13 protein-coding genes are annotated in these 14,729 nt (G+C 70.2%); 3 read left to right on the forward strand and 10 right to left on the reverse strand.

The window, feature by feature from the left end:
• Positions 1–38 precede the first annotated feature (38 nt).
• From CRP49_RS21755 to CRP49_RS21765, 3 genes are all read right to left on the reverse strand, one after another.
• A complete protein-coding gene (locus CRP49_RS21755) occupies positions 39–1,070 on the reverse strand; it encodes a ketoacyl-ACP synthase III (protein WP_097254892.1) in 1,032 nt (343 codons plus the stop codon).
• Positions 1,071–1,085: 15 nt separating this feature from the next.
• Complete coding sequence (locus tag CRP49_RS21760) at positions 1,086–2,009, reverse strand: ACP S-malonyltransferase (protein WP_097254893.1); 924 nt, start codon at positions 2,007–2,009, stop codon at positions 1,086–1,088.
• Positions 2,010–2,098: 89 nt separating this feature from the next.
• Positions 2,099–3,304, reverse strand: coding sequence for a CdaR family transcriptional regulator (locus tag CRP49_RS21765; RefSeq protein WP_094218000.1), 1,206 nt, complete (start codon positions 3,302–3,304; stop codon positions 2,099–2,101).
• Positions 3,305–3,378: 74 nt separating this feature from the next.
• Here CRP49_RS21765 and CRP49_RS21770 point away from each other — a divergent pair, with 74 nt between their 5' ends.
• Positions 3,379–4,032 carry a pirin family protein gene (locus CRP49_RS21770; protein ID WP_097254894.1) on the forward strand — a complete coding sequence of 218 codons (654 nt, stop codon included), beginning with the start codon at positions 3,379–3,381 and terminating at the stop codon, positions 4,030–4,032.
• A 118-nt stretch (positions 4,033–4,150) separates the two neighbouring features.
• Here the strand turns inward: CRP49_RS21770 and CRP49_RS21775 are convergent, their stop codons facing one another.
• A complete protein-coding gene (locus CRP49_RS21775; protein ID WP_097254895.1) occupies positions 4,151–4,972 on the reverse strand; it encodes a serine hydrolase in 822 nt (273 codons plus the stop codon).
• 18 nt (positions 4,973–4,990) lie between these two features.
• The gene (locus CRP49_RS21780; protein ID WP_097254896.1) at positions 4,991–5,461 is read right to left on the reverse strand and encodes a GNAT family N-acetyltransferase; all 471 of its coding nucleotides are present in this window, start codon (positions 5,459–5,461) and stop codon (positions 4,991–4,993) included.
• A gap of 96 nt (positions 5,462–5,557) precedes the next feature.
• Between CRP49_RS21780 and CRP49_RS21785 the strand changes: the two genes are divergently transcribed.
• The gene (locus tag CRP49_RS21785; protein ID WP_097254897.1) at positions 5,558–6,001 is read left to right on the forward strand and encodes a MerR family transcriptional regulator; all 444 of its coding nucleotides are present in this window, start codon (positions 5,558–5,560) and stop codon (positions 5,999–6,001) included.
• On the opposite strand, the gene CRP49_RS21790 is transcribed toward CRP49_RS21785, so the two are convergent.
• The 3 genes from CRP49_RS21790 to CRP49_RS21800 all read right to left on the reverse strand — a co-directional run bounded on the left by CRP49_RS21790 (position 6,002) and on the right by CRP49_RS21800 (position 8,853).
• Complete coding sequence (locus CRP49_RS21790; RefSeq protein ID WP_097254898.1) at positions 6,002–6,850, reverse strand: DUF4429 domain-containing protein; 849 nt, start codon at positions 6,848–6,850, stop codon at positions 6,002–6,004.
• 66 nt (positions 6,851–6,916) lie between these two features.
• Positions 6,917–8,134, reverse strand: a complete 1,218-nt coding sequence (locus tag CRP49_RS21795; protein ID WP_097254899.1) for an alpha/beta hydrolase — start codon at positions 8,132–8,134, stop codon at positions 6,917–6,919.
• 92 nt (positions 8,135–8,226) lie between these two features.
• The gene (locus CRP49_RS21800) at positions 8,227–8,853 is read right to left on the reverse strand and encodes a TetR family transcriptional regulator (RefSeq protein ID WP_097254900.1); all 627 of its coding nucleotides are present in this window, start codon (positions 8,851–8,853) and stop codon (positions 8,227–8,229) included.
• 67 nt (positions 8,854–8,920) lie between these two features.
• Here CRP49_RS21800 and CRP49_RS21805 point away from each other — a divergent pair, with 67 nt between their 5' ends.
• Entirely contained in the window at positions 8,921–10,540 is a 1,620-nt protein-coding gene (locus CRP49_RS21805; RefSeq protein ID WP_097254901.1) for an MFS transporter, read from the forward strand.
• Positions 10,541–10,868: 328 nt separating this feature from the next.
• On the opposite strand, the gene CRP49_RS21810 is transcribed toward CRP49_RS21805, so the two are convergent.
• Entirely contained in the window at positions 10,869–11,612 is a 744-nt protein-coding gene (locus CRP49_RS21810) for a potassium channel family protein (RefSeq protein WP_097254902.1), read from the reverse strand.
• Positions 11,613–11,686: 74 nt separating this feature from the next.
• Positions 11,687–14,434 carry a pyruvate dehydrogenase (acetyl-transferring), homodimeric type gene (gene aceE, locus CRP49_RS21815; protein WP_097254903.1) on the reverse strand — a complete coding sequence of 916 codons (2,748 nt, stop codon included), beginning with the start codon at positions 14,432–14,434 and terminating at the stop codon, positions 11,687–11,689.
• Positions 14,435–14,729: the final 295 nt, after the last annotated feature.

Raw genomic sequence — 14,729 nt, forward strand, 5'->3', positions numbered from 1 at the left:
TGATCCCGCACCGGTTCGCATGATCCGGCACGGAGTGCCTAGGGGAGGGTAACGACCGTGGCGGCGTAGACGAGACCCGCCCCGAATCCGATGACGAGCGCGGTGTCGCCGCTCTTCGCCTCCCCGGTCGCCAGGAGCCGCTCCATCGCGAGCGGAATCGAGGCGGCCGAGGTGTTGCCGGTGGTGCGGATGTCACGGGCGACCGTGACGTGCTCCGGCAGCTTCAACGTCTTCACCATCGAGTCGATGATCCGCACGTTGGCCTGGTGCGGAATGAAGACGTCCAGGTCGTCCGGGGTGATTCCGGCCGCGTCCAGCGCCTGCTGGGCGACCTTCGCCATCTCGAACACGGCCCAGCGGAACACCGCCTGGCCCTCCTGCGTGATCGCAGGGAACTTGATGTTGCCCTCGCTGTCCAGGGGCAGGGTGGAGACGTCACCGATGGCGAACCGGTCCCAGGGGACGGTCTGCTTGATGGTCTCGGACTTGTCGCCCTCGGAGCCCCATACGGTCGGGCCGATCGCCGGCTCCTGGGAGGGGCCGACCACGACCGCGCCGGCGCCGTCACCGAACAGGAAGGCCGTGGCCCGGTCCTCCAGGTCGGTCAGGTCGCTCAGCCGCTCCACGCCGATGACGAGCACGTACTCGGCGGAACCTTCCACCACCATGCCCTTGGCGAGCGTGAGGCCGTAGCCGAAGCCCGCGCAGCCCGCCGAGATGTCGAAGGCGGCGGCCTTGTCGGTGCCCAGCTTGTCGGCGATCTCGGTGGCGACGGCCGGGGTCTGGCTGAAGTGCGAGACGGTCGAGACGACCACGGCGCCGATCTGCTCGGCGTCGATGCCCGCGTCGGCGATCGCCTTGCCGGAGGCCTCGATGGCCATCGCGGCGACCGTCTCGTCGGGGCCGGCCCAGTGCCGGGTCTCGATTCCGGAGCGCGAACGGATCCACTCGTCGGACGAGTCGATCTTCTCCAGGATCACCTCGTTGGGCACGACCCGGGTCGGCCGGTAGCCGCCGACACCGAGGATGCGCGCGTACGGGGCGCCCTTGCTGGGCTTGATCTTCGCCATGATCGGTACGGCTCCTTAGGCGGTGTGCTCGGAGATCAGCTCGCGGGCCGCTTCGAGGTCGTCGGGGGTCTTCAGGGCCAGCGTCTTCACGCCCGGCAGGGCCCGCTTGGCCAGGCCGGTCAGCGTGCCGCCCGGGCACACCTCGATGAGCGCGGTGACGCCGAGCGCCTTGAAGGTCTCCATGCACAGGTCCCAGCGCACCGGGTTGGCGACCTGGCCGACCAGCCGCTCCAGCACCTCGGCGCCGGTCGCGACGGCCTGGCCGTCCTTGTTGGAGACGTAGGTGACCTTCGGGTCGCCCGGGGCCAGCTCCGCGGCCGCCTTGGCCAGCGCCTCCACGGCAGGAGCCATGTGGCGGGTGTGGAAGGCGCCGGCGACCTTCAGCTGGACGACCTTGCGGACACCCTCGGGCATGTCCTCGTTCAGCGCGGCGAGCTGCTCCAGCGTGCCCGCGGCGACGATCTGGCCGGCGCCGTTGACGTTCGCCGGGGTCAGGCCCAGCTTCTCCAGGTGCGCGACGGAGACCTCGGGGTCACCGCCGAGCAGCGCGGACATGCCGGTCTCGGTGATCGCGGCGGCGTCGGCCATGGCCAGACCCCGCTTGCGGACGAGGCCGAGCGCGGCGGTGTCGTCCAGGACGCCCGCGAAGGCGGCAGCGGTGATCTCGCCGACGCTGTGGCCGGCGACGGCGCCCGGGGCGATCTCGGAGATGTCACCGAGTGCCGCGGCGGACAGAATCCCGGCGGCGACCAGCAGCGGCTGCGCCACCGCGGTGTCGCGGATGGCGTCCGCGTCGGCCTGGGTGCCGTAGTGGACCAGGTCCAGTCCGATGGCGTCCGACCATGCGGCGACACGGTCGGCGGCACCGGGGAGGTCGAGCCAGGGAGTCAGGAAGCCGGGCGTCTGGGCGCCCTGGCCGGGAGCGACGAGTACGAGCACTCTCACACTCTCTCTTGGGGACGGCCGAGGCCGCCCGTGGGGACAGGGACGAAGAACACGAGTGGCTTTTGTGGGGCCCCGACAAAAGCCTAGGGTTGGGCGTCTCCTTCGGCCAGACGCCCCAGGATCAGCGCGATCCGCAGTGTGAAGGCGGATCGTACATCCGAAGGCGACCAGCCGGTGACGTCTGTCACACGTCGGAGCCGGTAGCGCACGGTGTTCGGGTGAACGAAGAGCATTCGGGCCGCGCCCTCCAGACTGCTCGCCTGCTCCAGGTAGACACTCAGCGTTTCCAGGAGCGCCGAGCCGGCCTCCTCCAGCGGTCTGTAGATCTCCTCCACCAGCTGGTCTCGGGCGCCCGGATCGCCCGCGATGGCACGCTCCGGCAGGAGATCGTCCGCCAGCACCGGCCGCGGAGCGTCCTGCCAGGCAGAACACGCCTTCAGCCCCGCGGCGGCGGCCTGCGCGGACCGGGTGGCGGCCAGCAGATCGGGTACGACGGGCCCGGCGACGACCGGCCCCGCGGCGAACGGACCGATCAGCGACTTGGCGACGCCGAGCGGATTGGCGCTGCCACCCGCGATCACGACGAGCCGGTCGCCGAGCACCCCGGTGAGCACCTGGAGCTTCGCGTGCCGCGACGCCCTCCTGATCGCCTCCACGGTCAGCTCGCTGTCCCCGTCGGGTGCGGTCCCGAGCACGACACACACATGCTCCGGCGAGTTCCAGCCCAGGGCGGCGGCCCGGCTGACGGCCCCCTCGTCGGCCTCCCCGCTCAGCACGGCGTTGACGACCAGCGACTCCAGCCGCGCGTCCCAGGCACCGCGTGCCTCGGCGGCCTGGGCGTACACCTGGGCGGTCGCGAAGGCGATCTCCCGCGCGTACACGAGCAGGGCCTCGCGCAGCACGCTCTCGTCCCCCGGAGCCGCCACCTCGTCGATGGCGCTCTCCATGACCTCGATGGTGGTCCGGACCATCTCCACGGTCTGCCGGAGCGTGATGGCCCGGGTCAGCTCGCGAGGCGCCGTCCCGAAGACATCCGTCGAGATCGCCTGGGGAGCATCGGGATGCCGGAACCACTCGGTGAACGCGGCGATGCCCGCCTGGGCCACGAGCCCGATCCAGGAACGGTTCTCCGGGGGCATGGCCCGGTACCACGGCAGGGTCTCGTCCATGCGTGCGATGGCCTGCGCGGCGAGACTCCCGGAGGACTTCTCCAGCCGCTTCAGGGTCGCGGAGTGCGGGTGGACGGCGTGTACTGCGGGTTCGCTGTGACGGGATTCGGGTTCGGGCACGTGGACAAGACTGCCTTATCCGGACGGGAGCGTGCGCTGCCGGGTCGGTACTGCGGTCTACGGTGGTGTGCGTGATGGACGTCAGGCGCGCCGCCGAGCGCTACCCAGGGGGCGATCCGGAGGCCGGGATCGAGTCCCGCCACGCCTTCTCCTTCGGCCCGCACTACGACCCCGACAACCTACGCTTCGGCGCGGTCATCGCCTGCAACGAGGAGCGGCTCGCCCCCGGCGCCGGCTTCGACGAGCATCCGCACAGCCACACCGAGATCGTGACGTGGGTGGTGGAGGGCGAGCTGACCCACCGGGACTCGGCAGGCAACGAGACCCGGGTCCGCCCAGGAGACGTGCAGCGCCTCAGCTCCGCGGCGGGCGTGCGCCACGTGGAGCGCAACGACGGTACGGCCACCCTGACCTTCATCCAGATGTGGCTTGCGCCACTGGAGCCGGGCGGCGAACCGTCGTACTCGATCATCCCGGGCATCGCCGACTCCACCCCGTACGCCGTCCCCGAGGCCGGAGCCATGCTCCACGTACGCCGCCTGGCGCCTGGGGAGCGGACGGCGGTGCCCGACGCGGCATACGTCTACGTGCACGTGGTGCGGGGCGAGGTCCAACTGGCGGGGGAGCTTCTGGCCCCGGGCGACTCGGCGCGGATCACGGGGGCGGAGGGACTGGAGGCGGTCGGGGTCACGCCGGCGGAACTGCTGCTGTGGGAGATGGCGCCGTAACGCTTGGCTGCGCCACATAGCTGCGGGCAGTCGTGCCGCTGGGGCGGCACGGGTGGGCGCAGCGGCACCCCGCAAGCGCGGGCAAGCGAAGCCCACCCCCGGCCAGCAGCAGCGGACCTCAGCCTCGCAACTCGCCGAGCACCGCGTCCGTGAACACCGGCCACGCCTCGATCGCCCACGGCCCGAACGCCCGGTCCGTCAGCGCAACCCCGGCCACACCCGCATCCGGGTCGATCCACAGAAACGTACCGGACTGTCCGAAATGCCCGAACGTGCGCGGCGAAGACGAAGACCCCGTCCAGTGCGGCGACTTGGAGTCACGGATCTCGAAACCCAGCCCCCAGTCGTTGGGATTCTGGTGCCCGTACCCCGGCAGAACCCCCTTCGTCCCCGGATACTGCACGGTCATCGCCGCAGCGACCGTACGCGGATCCAGCAACCGCGGCGCCTGCACCTCCGCCGCGAACCGCAGCAGGTCCTCCACGGTCGAAACCCCGTCCTTGGCGGGGGACCCGTCCAGCGAGGTCCGCGTCATGCCCAGCGGCTCCAGCACCGCCTGCCGCAGATACTCCCCGAACGGAATGTCCGTCGCCTTGGCGATGTGATCCCCGAGCTGCTCGAACCCGGCGTTGGAGTACAGCCGTCGCTCCCCGGGAGCCGCCGTCACCCGGTGCTCGTCGAAGGCCAGTCCGGACGTGTGTGCGAGCAGATGGCGGACGGTCGCCCCGGGCGGGCCCGCCGGCTCGTCCAGCTCGACGGCACCCTCCTCGTACGCGACCAGCGCCGCGTACGCCGCCAGCGGCTTGGTCACCGAGGCCAGCGGAAACCGGTGCCCGACGGGCCCATGCGTCCCGAGGACGGTCCCGTCGGCCCGTACGACACCCGCCGCGGCGGTGGGAACCGGCCAGTTCTCGATCAACGCGAGGCTCTTCAGCGACATGCCGTCGAGCCTAAGCGCTCAGAGCTTCAGCTCCATCAAAGGGTCGGGCTTGGGCAGGAAGCCGAGGTCGGCGTAGAGCGGCGCGGCCTCGGCGGACGCGGTGAGATGGACGCGACCGGCGCCGCGCTCGCAGAACCACTCCAGCAGCGTGTCCATGCACGCGCGCGCGTACCCGCGGCGGCGCGTGCCCGGGTCGGTGGCGACACTGAAGACGAACCCGACCGTCCCGAACGGATCGCCCGCCTTCCCGATCCGGTAGTCGACCGTCCCGGCCACCAGTGCGGCCAGCGCCCCCGGCCGCTCCGGGTGGTCCACGACGAAGGCCGCGAAGTCCCCGTCCGGCTCGCCCAGCCGGGCCCGCAGCCCCGGCAGGGACTTCGCGTGCCAGTCGGTGGAATGATCGGCGTCGGCCATCGAGTCGATCATCACCTGCCGCAGGCGCAGCACTTCTTCGGCATCCTCGGGCAGCGCCCGGCGTACGAGACTCATGTCCCGCACGCTAACGACCGCGCCCCGGGCCCGTCGTGGGATTTCTTACCGGGTTCCGCTTGCTTGGAGTGCACTCCAAGGCCATAGCGTGGGGCCATGACGGTGATGCAGACCGAGGAGAACGCGAGCGGGACCGACATCTGCGCAGCCCCGCCCCGGCGGCACCCACGCCCCGACGGCCAGGACCGCTACACGATCAGCGAGGTCGTCGCCTTCACCGGCCTGACCGCGCACACCCTGCGCTGGTACGAGCGGATCGGGCTGATGTCCCACATCGACCGCTCCCACACCGGCCAGCGCCGCTACAGCAACCGCGATCTGGACTGGCTGGACTTCGTGACCAAGCTCCGCCTGACCGGCATGCCGGTGGCGGACATGGTCCGCTACGCGGAACTGGTACGCGAGGGCGAGACCACCTACGCGGAACGCCAGGCCCTACTGGAGTCGACCCGCCGCGACGTGCTGTCCAGGATCGCGGAACTGCATGACACCCTCGCGGTACTGGACCGGAAGATCAGCTTCTACGCCACGGAGCGCTGACTACAGCTCCGCCAGCAGTTCGGCCTTCTTCGACGCGAACTCCTCGTCCGTCACCAGCCCTGCCTGATGCAGTTCGCCGAGGTGACGGATCCGCTCCGCGATGTCGGCGGGATCCCGACGCGCCGGGGCCGGTACCGCCGGTACCGGCCCTCGCGAGCGCACCCCGGCAAGGACAGCCGCGGCGAACGGCAGTGACTCGTGCACCGGCCCGTACCCGAGCCCGAAGACGACGGACGCCGGATCCTGGTCGGGCTGGGTCGGCCGGGCGGAGCCGCCCTCGCGGGGCAGCAGTCGTAGATGCCCCTCGAAGACCTCCGGGGACCGCCACTCCACCCCGCTGAGGCCGGCGACCGCGAAGCTCTGGTCCCCGGCCTTCCACTTCGTCGAGGACGCCCCCGTCCAGGACCACCGGAACTGTACGGTCGTCCCGTCGAAGGACGCCTTCCCGTCGTACGCCTTGAACTGCAGCGGCGCCTCGGGCGCGGCCACCAGATAGCGGTCGGTGGGCCCGGACTCGGTCAGCAGCCCCTTCAGCTCGTCGGCGTAGTACTCGGCGAGCGTCGACCGCTCGGCCGGCAGCGCCAGCCGGTACGGATCGGAGCCCTCGCGCAGCTGCCCGGCCGCCGCCTCCATCAGCGGATCGGCGCCGGGGCGCGGCCGCAGCCGCAGCGCGACGGTGCCGCGCTTGCCCTGCGTGAGGGTCACTTCCTCGACCGCGGACAGCGGGATCCGCCGTTCGCCCAGCGCCTGGAACAGCTTCGGTGTTCGAATCCCCCGTTCGTAACGGATGAGCACGGAGTCGGACTCGAACTCCCAGACGGCATGAAAACCCGCCAGTACGTCACCCATGCGGCTCATCGTATGCGGCACGTGCTCCTCCGTCGCCACCCGCGCAGACCGCACTTCCTGCTGTTTCTACGCGCGTTGGGCCGTCGACGTGCGGGGCAGATCGGCCCGGCACGCATCGTTCTCGCGTGCGCACGTGACGGCGTCGTACGCGCCCACCCCGATGTCGGCGAGGTTGCGCAGGCTGTCCGTGCCCGGCTGGAAATAGCCCGCGTGCCCCTGTGCGTCCCGCGCCGACAGCACTCGCGCGCCGAACGACGAGGACACCGGGTCGGCACCGTGCCCGAGTCCGCCGACCTCCAGGTACGGCACGTCCTGCACCCAGTCGGTGGCGTCCCGCATCGCCCACACCCGGGCCGAGGTGCCCAGGCGGGAGGCCTTGCTGACGCGCATGCCGGGGCTCGCGGCCACCGCTATGTCGGTCACCCGGCGGGGCATGTCGTCCGCGGCGACCCCGCAGACCACCGAGCCGTAGCTGTGGCAGAACATCGACACCGGCGCCCGGCCGGGCAGGGCGTCCAGCAGTGCGTTCAGGCGCAGGGCGCCCTCCGCGGCGCGCAGCCCCGTGGCCGCGTCCACGCCGAGCCCGTCCGGCGTGGTGTAGTCGGCCCAGGCGATCACGGCCGTACGGGTCGTGGGGCTCTGCTCCCGCTCGGCCGCGTACAGGGCCTTGGCCATGCCGACCGGGGCGCTGTACCTGCGGTTCGTGCGCTGGAAGGTGAGCAGGTCGGTGTCGACGCCGGGGACGACGACGGAGATCCGCTCGGCCTTGGTGAGGTTCCCGAACACCTCGGCGACCCGGCCGGAGCCCTCGGGGTCGAAGGCGAGGATGTGCCGCCCGGGGTTCAGCAGCGACTCGTAGCGGTGCATACGGCGGCCCGCGTCCTGCTGGCCGGCCGTGCTGAGCCTGCTGTCGTGCATGCGCTTCTTCTCGACCTTGCGCGCCTGGTCCAGCGCGACGTGGTTGGCGCGGTAGCGCAGCGAGACGGGCGCGCCGTTCATGTTGCCGACCGCCAGGGGGTAGCGGTGGGCGAGGCGGTCCTGCTCGTGCGGGGTGAGCGAGGCGAAGAAGCGGGCGAGCTGCGCGGGGGATGCCTCGGGGTCCGGCAGGTGCAGGCCGTGGATGCTGCCGTGCTCCCACTTGGCGAGCGAGGCCTGCAGTGCGGTCGACTCCCGGTGGGTGCGCAGTGCGGTCCAGCCGGTGGTCGCGAGCATCACGAACACCACGGCCAGCGCGAGCAGCATGCGCCAGACGTTGAGTTGCGGGGAGGTGTCGAAGGAAGTCACTGGGAGGACACACTAGGAGAACGGGAGGGTCTCGGGGTAACCGAGTGACAGGTATCACGTTTCGTGAAGCGTCGAACGAACCGCGAACGACCTCACGCGACGCGCCAGTTCCCGGTGAGTGCCGAACCCACCTGATCGAGGTACGACGCGGTGAGTTCGCGGATCGCCTCCAGGCTGAAGTCGTCGCCCGTGCTCCACTGCCGTTCCGTGACCCTTATCACTCCGCCGAAGACGGCCACGGCCAGCCGCGGCCGAGGATCGGCGTCCACGTTGACACCCTCCCGTTCGGCGAGCAGCCGCGCGAGGGTCTCCTCGGTGGCCGCGGAGCGCAGCAGATGGGCGGCGAGCAGCGACGGGGTCGACTCGATCGCCCGGTACATGCGCACGTACAACTCGACCGGTACGACGGCCTCGATGGCCTCGCTCAGTCCGTCCCAGCCCTCCAGCACCGCCTGCCGCAGCGTCTCCATCGGGGCCTCGTGCGGCGGCCGTTCCCGCACCGCCGCCACGAAGCGGGCCTCCGCCATGTCCTGGACGGCGAAGGCCACCTCCTCCTTGCCGGCGAAGTAGCGGAAGAAGGTCCGCTGCGAGACCCCGACGGCCTCGGCGATCTCGTCGACGGTCGTGTGCTCGTACCCCTGGGTGGTGAACAGTTCGAGGGCGGAGCGCAGCAGGGCGTCCCGGGTGCGCTGCTTCTTGCGCTCACGCAGAGTTTCCATGATGTGTCAGTTACCGACTTGTGAATTGGTTTGTCAATTGTCAGTGGCTGTCACTAGCCTCGCGCGCATGACTAGTCAGACCACCATCGAGACGACGGGGCCGGGGGACAAGGCACCGGCAGCCCCGTCGGAGGCGACCCCGGCCACGGGGCTGCGCGGCCACCCGTGGCTCACCCTCATAACCGTCGCCGTAGGGGTCATGATGGTGGCCCTCGACGGCACCATCGTGGCGATCGCCAACCCGGCCATCCAGAAGGACCTCAAGGCGAGCTTCGCCGACGTCCAGTGGATCACCAACGGGTACTTCCTCGCCCTCGCGGTCTCCCTGATCACCGCGGGCAAGCTCGGTGACCGCTTCGGGCACCGGCAGACCTTCCTCATCGGCGTGACCGGCTTCGCCGCCGCCTCGGGCGCCATCGGCCTGTCCCACAGCATCGCCGCGGTCGTCACCTTCCGTGTCTTCCAGGGTCTGTTCGGCGCGCTGCTGATGCCGGCCGCGCTCGGTCTGCTGCGGGCCACCTTCCCGGCCGAGAAGCTCAACATGGCGATCGGTATCTGGGGCATGGTGATCGGCGCCTCCACCGCGGGCGGCCCGATCCTCGGCGGCGTCCTGGTCGAGCACGTCAACTGGCAGTCGGTGTTCTTCATCAACGTGCCGGTGGGTCTGCTGGCCCTGGTCCTGGGCGTGCTGATCCTGCTCGACCACCGCGCCGAGAACGCGCCGCGCTCCTTCGACATCCTCGGCATCGCCCTGCTGTCGGGCGCGATGTTCTGCCTGGTGTGGGCCCTGATCAAGGCGCCGACGTGGGGCTGGGGCTCCGGCGAGACCTGGGCGTTCATCGCCGCCTCGGTGCTGCTCTTCGGCCTCTTCGCCTTCTGGGAGACGAGGGTCGCCGAACCCCTCATCCCGCTGGGGCTGTTCCGCTCGGTGCCGCTGTCCGCGGGCGTCGTGCTGATGGTCCTGATGGCGATCGCCTTCATGGGCGGCCTGTTCTTCGTGACGTTCTACCTCCAGAACGTGCACGGCATGAGCCCCATCGACGCCGGTCTGCACCTGCTGCCCCTCACCGGCATGATGATCGTCGGCTCCCCGCTCGCGGGCGCCGCGATCACCAAGCTCGGCCCGCGCATCCCGCTGGCCGGCGGCATGGCCGCGACCGCCATCGCCATGTACGGCATGTCGACGCTCGAGGCCGACACCGGCAGCGGCGTGATGTCGATCTGGTTCGCCCTCCTCGGCTTCGGCCTCGCACCGGTCATGGTCGGCGCCACCGAGGTCATCGTCGGCAACGCGCCCATGGAGCTGTCCGGTGTCGCGGGCGGCCTCCAGCAGGCGGCCATGCAGATCGGCGGCAGCCTCGGTACGGCGGTGCTGGGTGCGGTGATGGCTTCCAAGGTCGACAGCGACCTGCCGGGCAACTGGACCGGTGCGGGGCTGCCGAAGTTGACCCCGGATCAGCTGGACAAGGCCTCCGAGGCCGTTCAGGTCGGCGTGGCCCCGGTCGCCAAGGGCACCCCGGAGCCGATCGTCGCGAAGATCACCGCCGTCGCCCACGACACGTTCATCTCCGGCATGAGCCTCGCGTCCCTGGTGGCGGCGGGCGTGGCGGCGGTCGCCGTCCTCGTCGCGCTGCTCACCAAGCGGGGGCAGAACGCGGAGGCGGGCGCGGGAGTCGGCCACATCTGAGGGGAGTTTCCCCTATCAGGGTGACTCCCCTAAAGATCCCTCGCCCTCGACGCGCGCCGCAGGTCACAGTGGGTCAAGTCCTCCGCAGGGCATAGGAGGACGACCGGGCCGCGGCGCGCGCTGCGGAGGGGGCGGCGCGCGCCTTCGCCTTCGGCGAATTGGCTGTGCTTCGTCTGCGGGCCGGTGGGGAGTTGCGGCGGCCGTACTCACATCGCACCGTAGCTGCGGGCAGTCGTACCGCTGGGGCGGCACGGGTGGGCGCAGCGGCACCCCGCAAGCGCGGGCGAGCGAAACCCACCCCCGCCCAGCATCGGCACCGGATGCCAGGTCAACTCCGCTGTGATTCCCGGTCCGCAGCCAGCCGAGCCACTTCCGCCCGCAGCAGCCGAACCTCCTCCGCCAAAGAAGCGATCGCCTCCGTCTGCCGCCGTTCCTCCACGTCATCCTTCTCGAACCGCGAGATGAACCACGCGGCGATGTTCGCGGTGACGACACCCAACAGCGCGATCCCGGACAGCATCAGCCCGACGGCGATCATCCGCCCCAGCCCGGTCGTAGGCGCGTGATCCCCGTACCCCACGGTCGTCATCGTCGTGAAGGACCACCACACCGCATCACCCAGCGTCCGGATGTTCCCGTCCGGCGACTCCCGCTCCACCGACAGCACGGCGAGCGACCCGAACATCAACAGCCCGACCACCGCCCCGCCGACATAGGTCGTGAGCCGGATCTGCGAGGCCATCCGCGCCCGCCGCCCCACCAGCAGCAGCGTCGACACCATCCGCAGCAACCGCAGCGGCTGCAGCAGCGGCAGCACCACGGCGCACAGATCTATCCAGTGCGTCCGGACGAACTCCCGGCGCCGCCGGGTGAGCGCCAGCCGTATCACGTAGTCCACGGCGAACGCCCCCCACACCACCCACTCCGTGGCCGTGCAGGCAACTGTCAGGGACCGGCTGGCGGGGTTGTCCACGATCGGTACGGCATACGCGACGGCGAACGCCACCGCGAGCGCCAGCAGCGGCCGTTGGGTGCGCTGCTCCCAACGGGCCTGCGCCGACTGTTCGTTCATGGCCGCATAGTAAAGAAAAAGTAACGGGGGCGGTGCACAGGCACCGCCCCCTTGACCGCTCAAGCCGCGCAGGGCTACGCGTCGCCGCCCGCGGCCCCCGGATGCGCCGCCGAGACGTCCAGCAGTTGGTACCGGTCGATGGCCTGCTTCAGCACGGACCGGTCGACCTTGCCCTCCCGGGCCAGCTCGGTCAGCACCGCCACCACGATCGACTGGGCGTCGATGTGGAAGAAGCGGCGGGCCGCGCCACGGGTGTCCGCGAAGCCGAAGCCGTCGGCGCCCAGCGACTGGTACGTACCGGGCACCCACCGGGCGATCTGGTCCGGAACCGAGCGCATCCAGTCGGACACGGCCACGAACGGACCCTCGGCACCGCTCAGCTTCTGCGTCACGTACGGCACCCGCTGCTCCTCCTCCGGGTGCAGCAGGTTGTGCTGTTCCACGGCCACGGCCTCGCGCCGCAGCTCGTTCCAGGAGGTCGCCGACCAGACGTCGGCCTTCACGTTCCACTCCTCGGCGAGGATCCTCTGGGCCTCCAGCGCCCAGGGCACCGCGACACCGGACGCCATGATCTGCGCCGGGATGGAGCCCGCCGTGGCCTCACCGATCCTGTGGATGCCCTTGAGGATGCCCTCGACGTCCACGTTCGCCGGCTCGGCCGGGTGCTGGATGGGCTCGTTGTAGACGGTGAGGTAGTAGAAGACGTCCTCGCCGTGCGGGTGCTCAGCGTCGGAGCCGTACATCCGGCGCAGACCGTCCTGCACGATGTGCGCGATCTCGTACGAGTACGCCGGGTCGTAGGCCACGCATGCCGGGTTCGTCGAGGCGAGCAGCTGGGAGTGGCCGTCCGCGTGCTGGAGGCCCTCGCCGGTCAGGGTCGTACGTCCGGCGGTCGCACCCAGCACGAATCCGCGCGACAGCTGGTCGGCCATCTGCCAGAACTGGTCGCCGGTGCGCTGGAAACCGAACATCGAGTAGAAGACGTAGACCGGGATGAGCGGCTCGCCGTGCGTGGCGTACGCCGAGCCCGCCGCGATCAGGGACGCCGTGCAGCCGGCCTCCGAGATGCCGTCGTGCAGCATCTGGCCGGTCGGCGACTCCTTGTACGCGAGCAGCAGATCGCGGTCGACCGCCTCGTACTGCTGGCCGAGCGGGTTGTAGATCTTCGCGCTCGGGAAGAAGGAGTCCATGCCGAACGTGCGGTACTCGTCGGGCGCGATCAGCACGAACCGCCTGCCGATCTCCTTGTCCCGCATGAGGTCCTTGAGGAGCCGGACGAAGGCCATGGTCGTCGCGATGGACTGCTGGCCGGTGCCCTTCTTCACGGTCGCGTACGTCTTGTCGTCCGGCAGCGCGAGCGGCTTGGAGCGCACGACGCGGGTCGGGACGTACCCGCCGAGCCCCTTGCGCCGGTCGTGCATGTACTGGATCTCCTCCGAGTTCCGGCCCGGGTGGTAGTACGGCGGCACGCCGGACTCCAGCTCCTTGTCGGAGATCGGCAGGTGCAGACGGTCCCGGAAGCCCTTGAGGTCGTCGACCGTCAGCTTCTTCATCTGGTGCGTGGCGTTGCGGCCCTCGAAGTTCGGGCCCAGCGTCCAGCCCTTGATCGTCTTCGCGAGGATGACCGTGGGCTGGCCCTTGTGCTCGACGGCCGCCTTGAAGGCCGCGTAGATCTTGCGGTGGTCGTGACCGCCGCGGCCCAGGTGCAGGATCTGGTCGTCGGTCATGTTCTCGACCATCGCGCGCAGCCGGTGGTCGTCGCCGAAGAAGTGCCGGCGGATGTAGTCGCCGGACTCGGTGGCGTAGGTCTGGAACTGGCCGTCCGGGGTCGTGTTCATCTTGTTGACCAGCACGCCGTCGCGGTCCTGGGCGAGCAGCGGGTCCCAGGTGCGGTCCCAGACCAGCTTGATCACGTTCCAGCCGGCGCCCCGGAAGACCGACTCCAGCTCCTGGATGATCTTGCCGTTGCCACGCACCGGGCCGTCCAGGCGCTGCAGGTTGCAGTTGACGACGAAGGTCAGGTTGTCCAGGTTCTCGCGCGCGGCGATGGTCAGCTGGCCGAGCGACTCCGGCTCGTCCATCTCGCCGTCGCCGAGGAACGCCCACACGTGCGACTTGGAGGTGTCCGCGATGCCGCGCGCCTGCATGTAGCGGTTCATCCGCGCCTGGTAGATCGCGCCCAGCGGGCCGAGGCCCATGGAGACGGTCGGGAACTCCCAGAAGTCCGGCATGGAGCGCGGGTGCGGGTAGCTGGACAGCGCGTTCGGGTACTTCGACTTCTCCTGGCGGAAGCCGTCGAGCTGGTCCGAGGTGAGCCGGTCGAGCAGGTACGCGCGCGCGTAGATGCCAGGGGAGGCGTGGCCCTGGAAGAAGACCTGGTCGCCGCCGTCGCCCTCGTCCTTGCCGCGGAAGAAGTGGTTGAAGCCCACGTCGTACAGGGAGGCGGAGGAGGCGAAGGTGGCGATGTGGCCGCCGACGCCGATGCCGGGGCGCTGCGCGCGCGAGACCATCACGGCCGCGTTCCAGCGGGTCGCGTTGAGGATCCTGCGCTCGATCTCCTCGTTGCCGGGGAAGAACGGCTCGGCGCGGGTGGGGATCGTGTTGACGTAGTCCGTGCTGCGCATCTCGGGCACGGCCACGCGCTTCTCGCGGGCCCGCTCGATCAGGCGCAGCATGAGGTAGCGGGCCCGCTCACGGCCCCGCTCGTCCACGGCGGCGTCGAGGGAGTCGAGCCACTCCTGGGTCTCTTCGGGATCGAAGTCAGGAACCTGACTCGGAAGGCCGCCAATGATGATCGGATTGCGATCGGATCCGGAAGCCACGCTGTTCCTTACCTGTCAGAGGGCCACTTTTTCCTGGTGCCTACACCGTTCCCCATCGTGTACCTCGGGAAGGCGCACGTCACCTCTACCGTGGGGTAACCGAGGCGCGGGCCGGTCAAAACGCAACGATACGCCCGGGGTGTGACGGGCATGGCAAAGTGTTCGAGGGTCGTATCGCCGGATGATTCCGAACCGCACAAAGCGGGCACATCGGTGTGATGTGGGCCACGATGAATCGGGGTACGGTGCCAGAAGTTGCGGCGACACGGCCGGGATCGTCACCGTTTCGGCGGTC

This window comes from Streptomyces sp. Ag109_G2-15 (assembly GCF_900215565.1).
Taxonomy (GTDB): domain Bacteria; phylum Actinomycetota; class Actinomycetes; order Streptomycetales; family Streptomycetaceae; genus Streptomyces; species Streptomyces diastatochromogenes.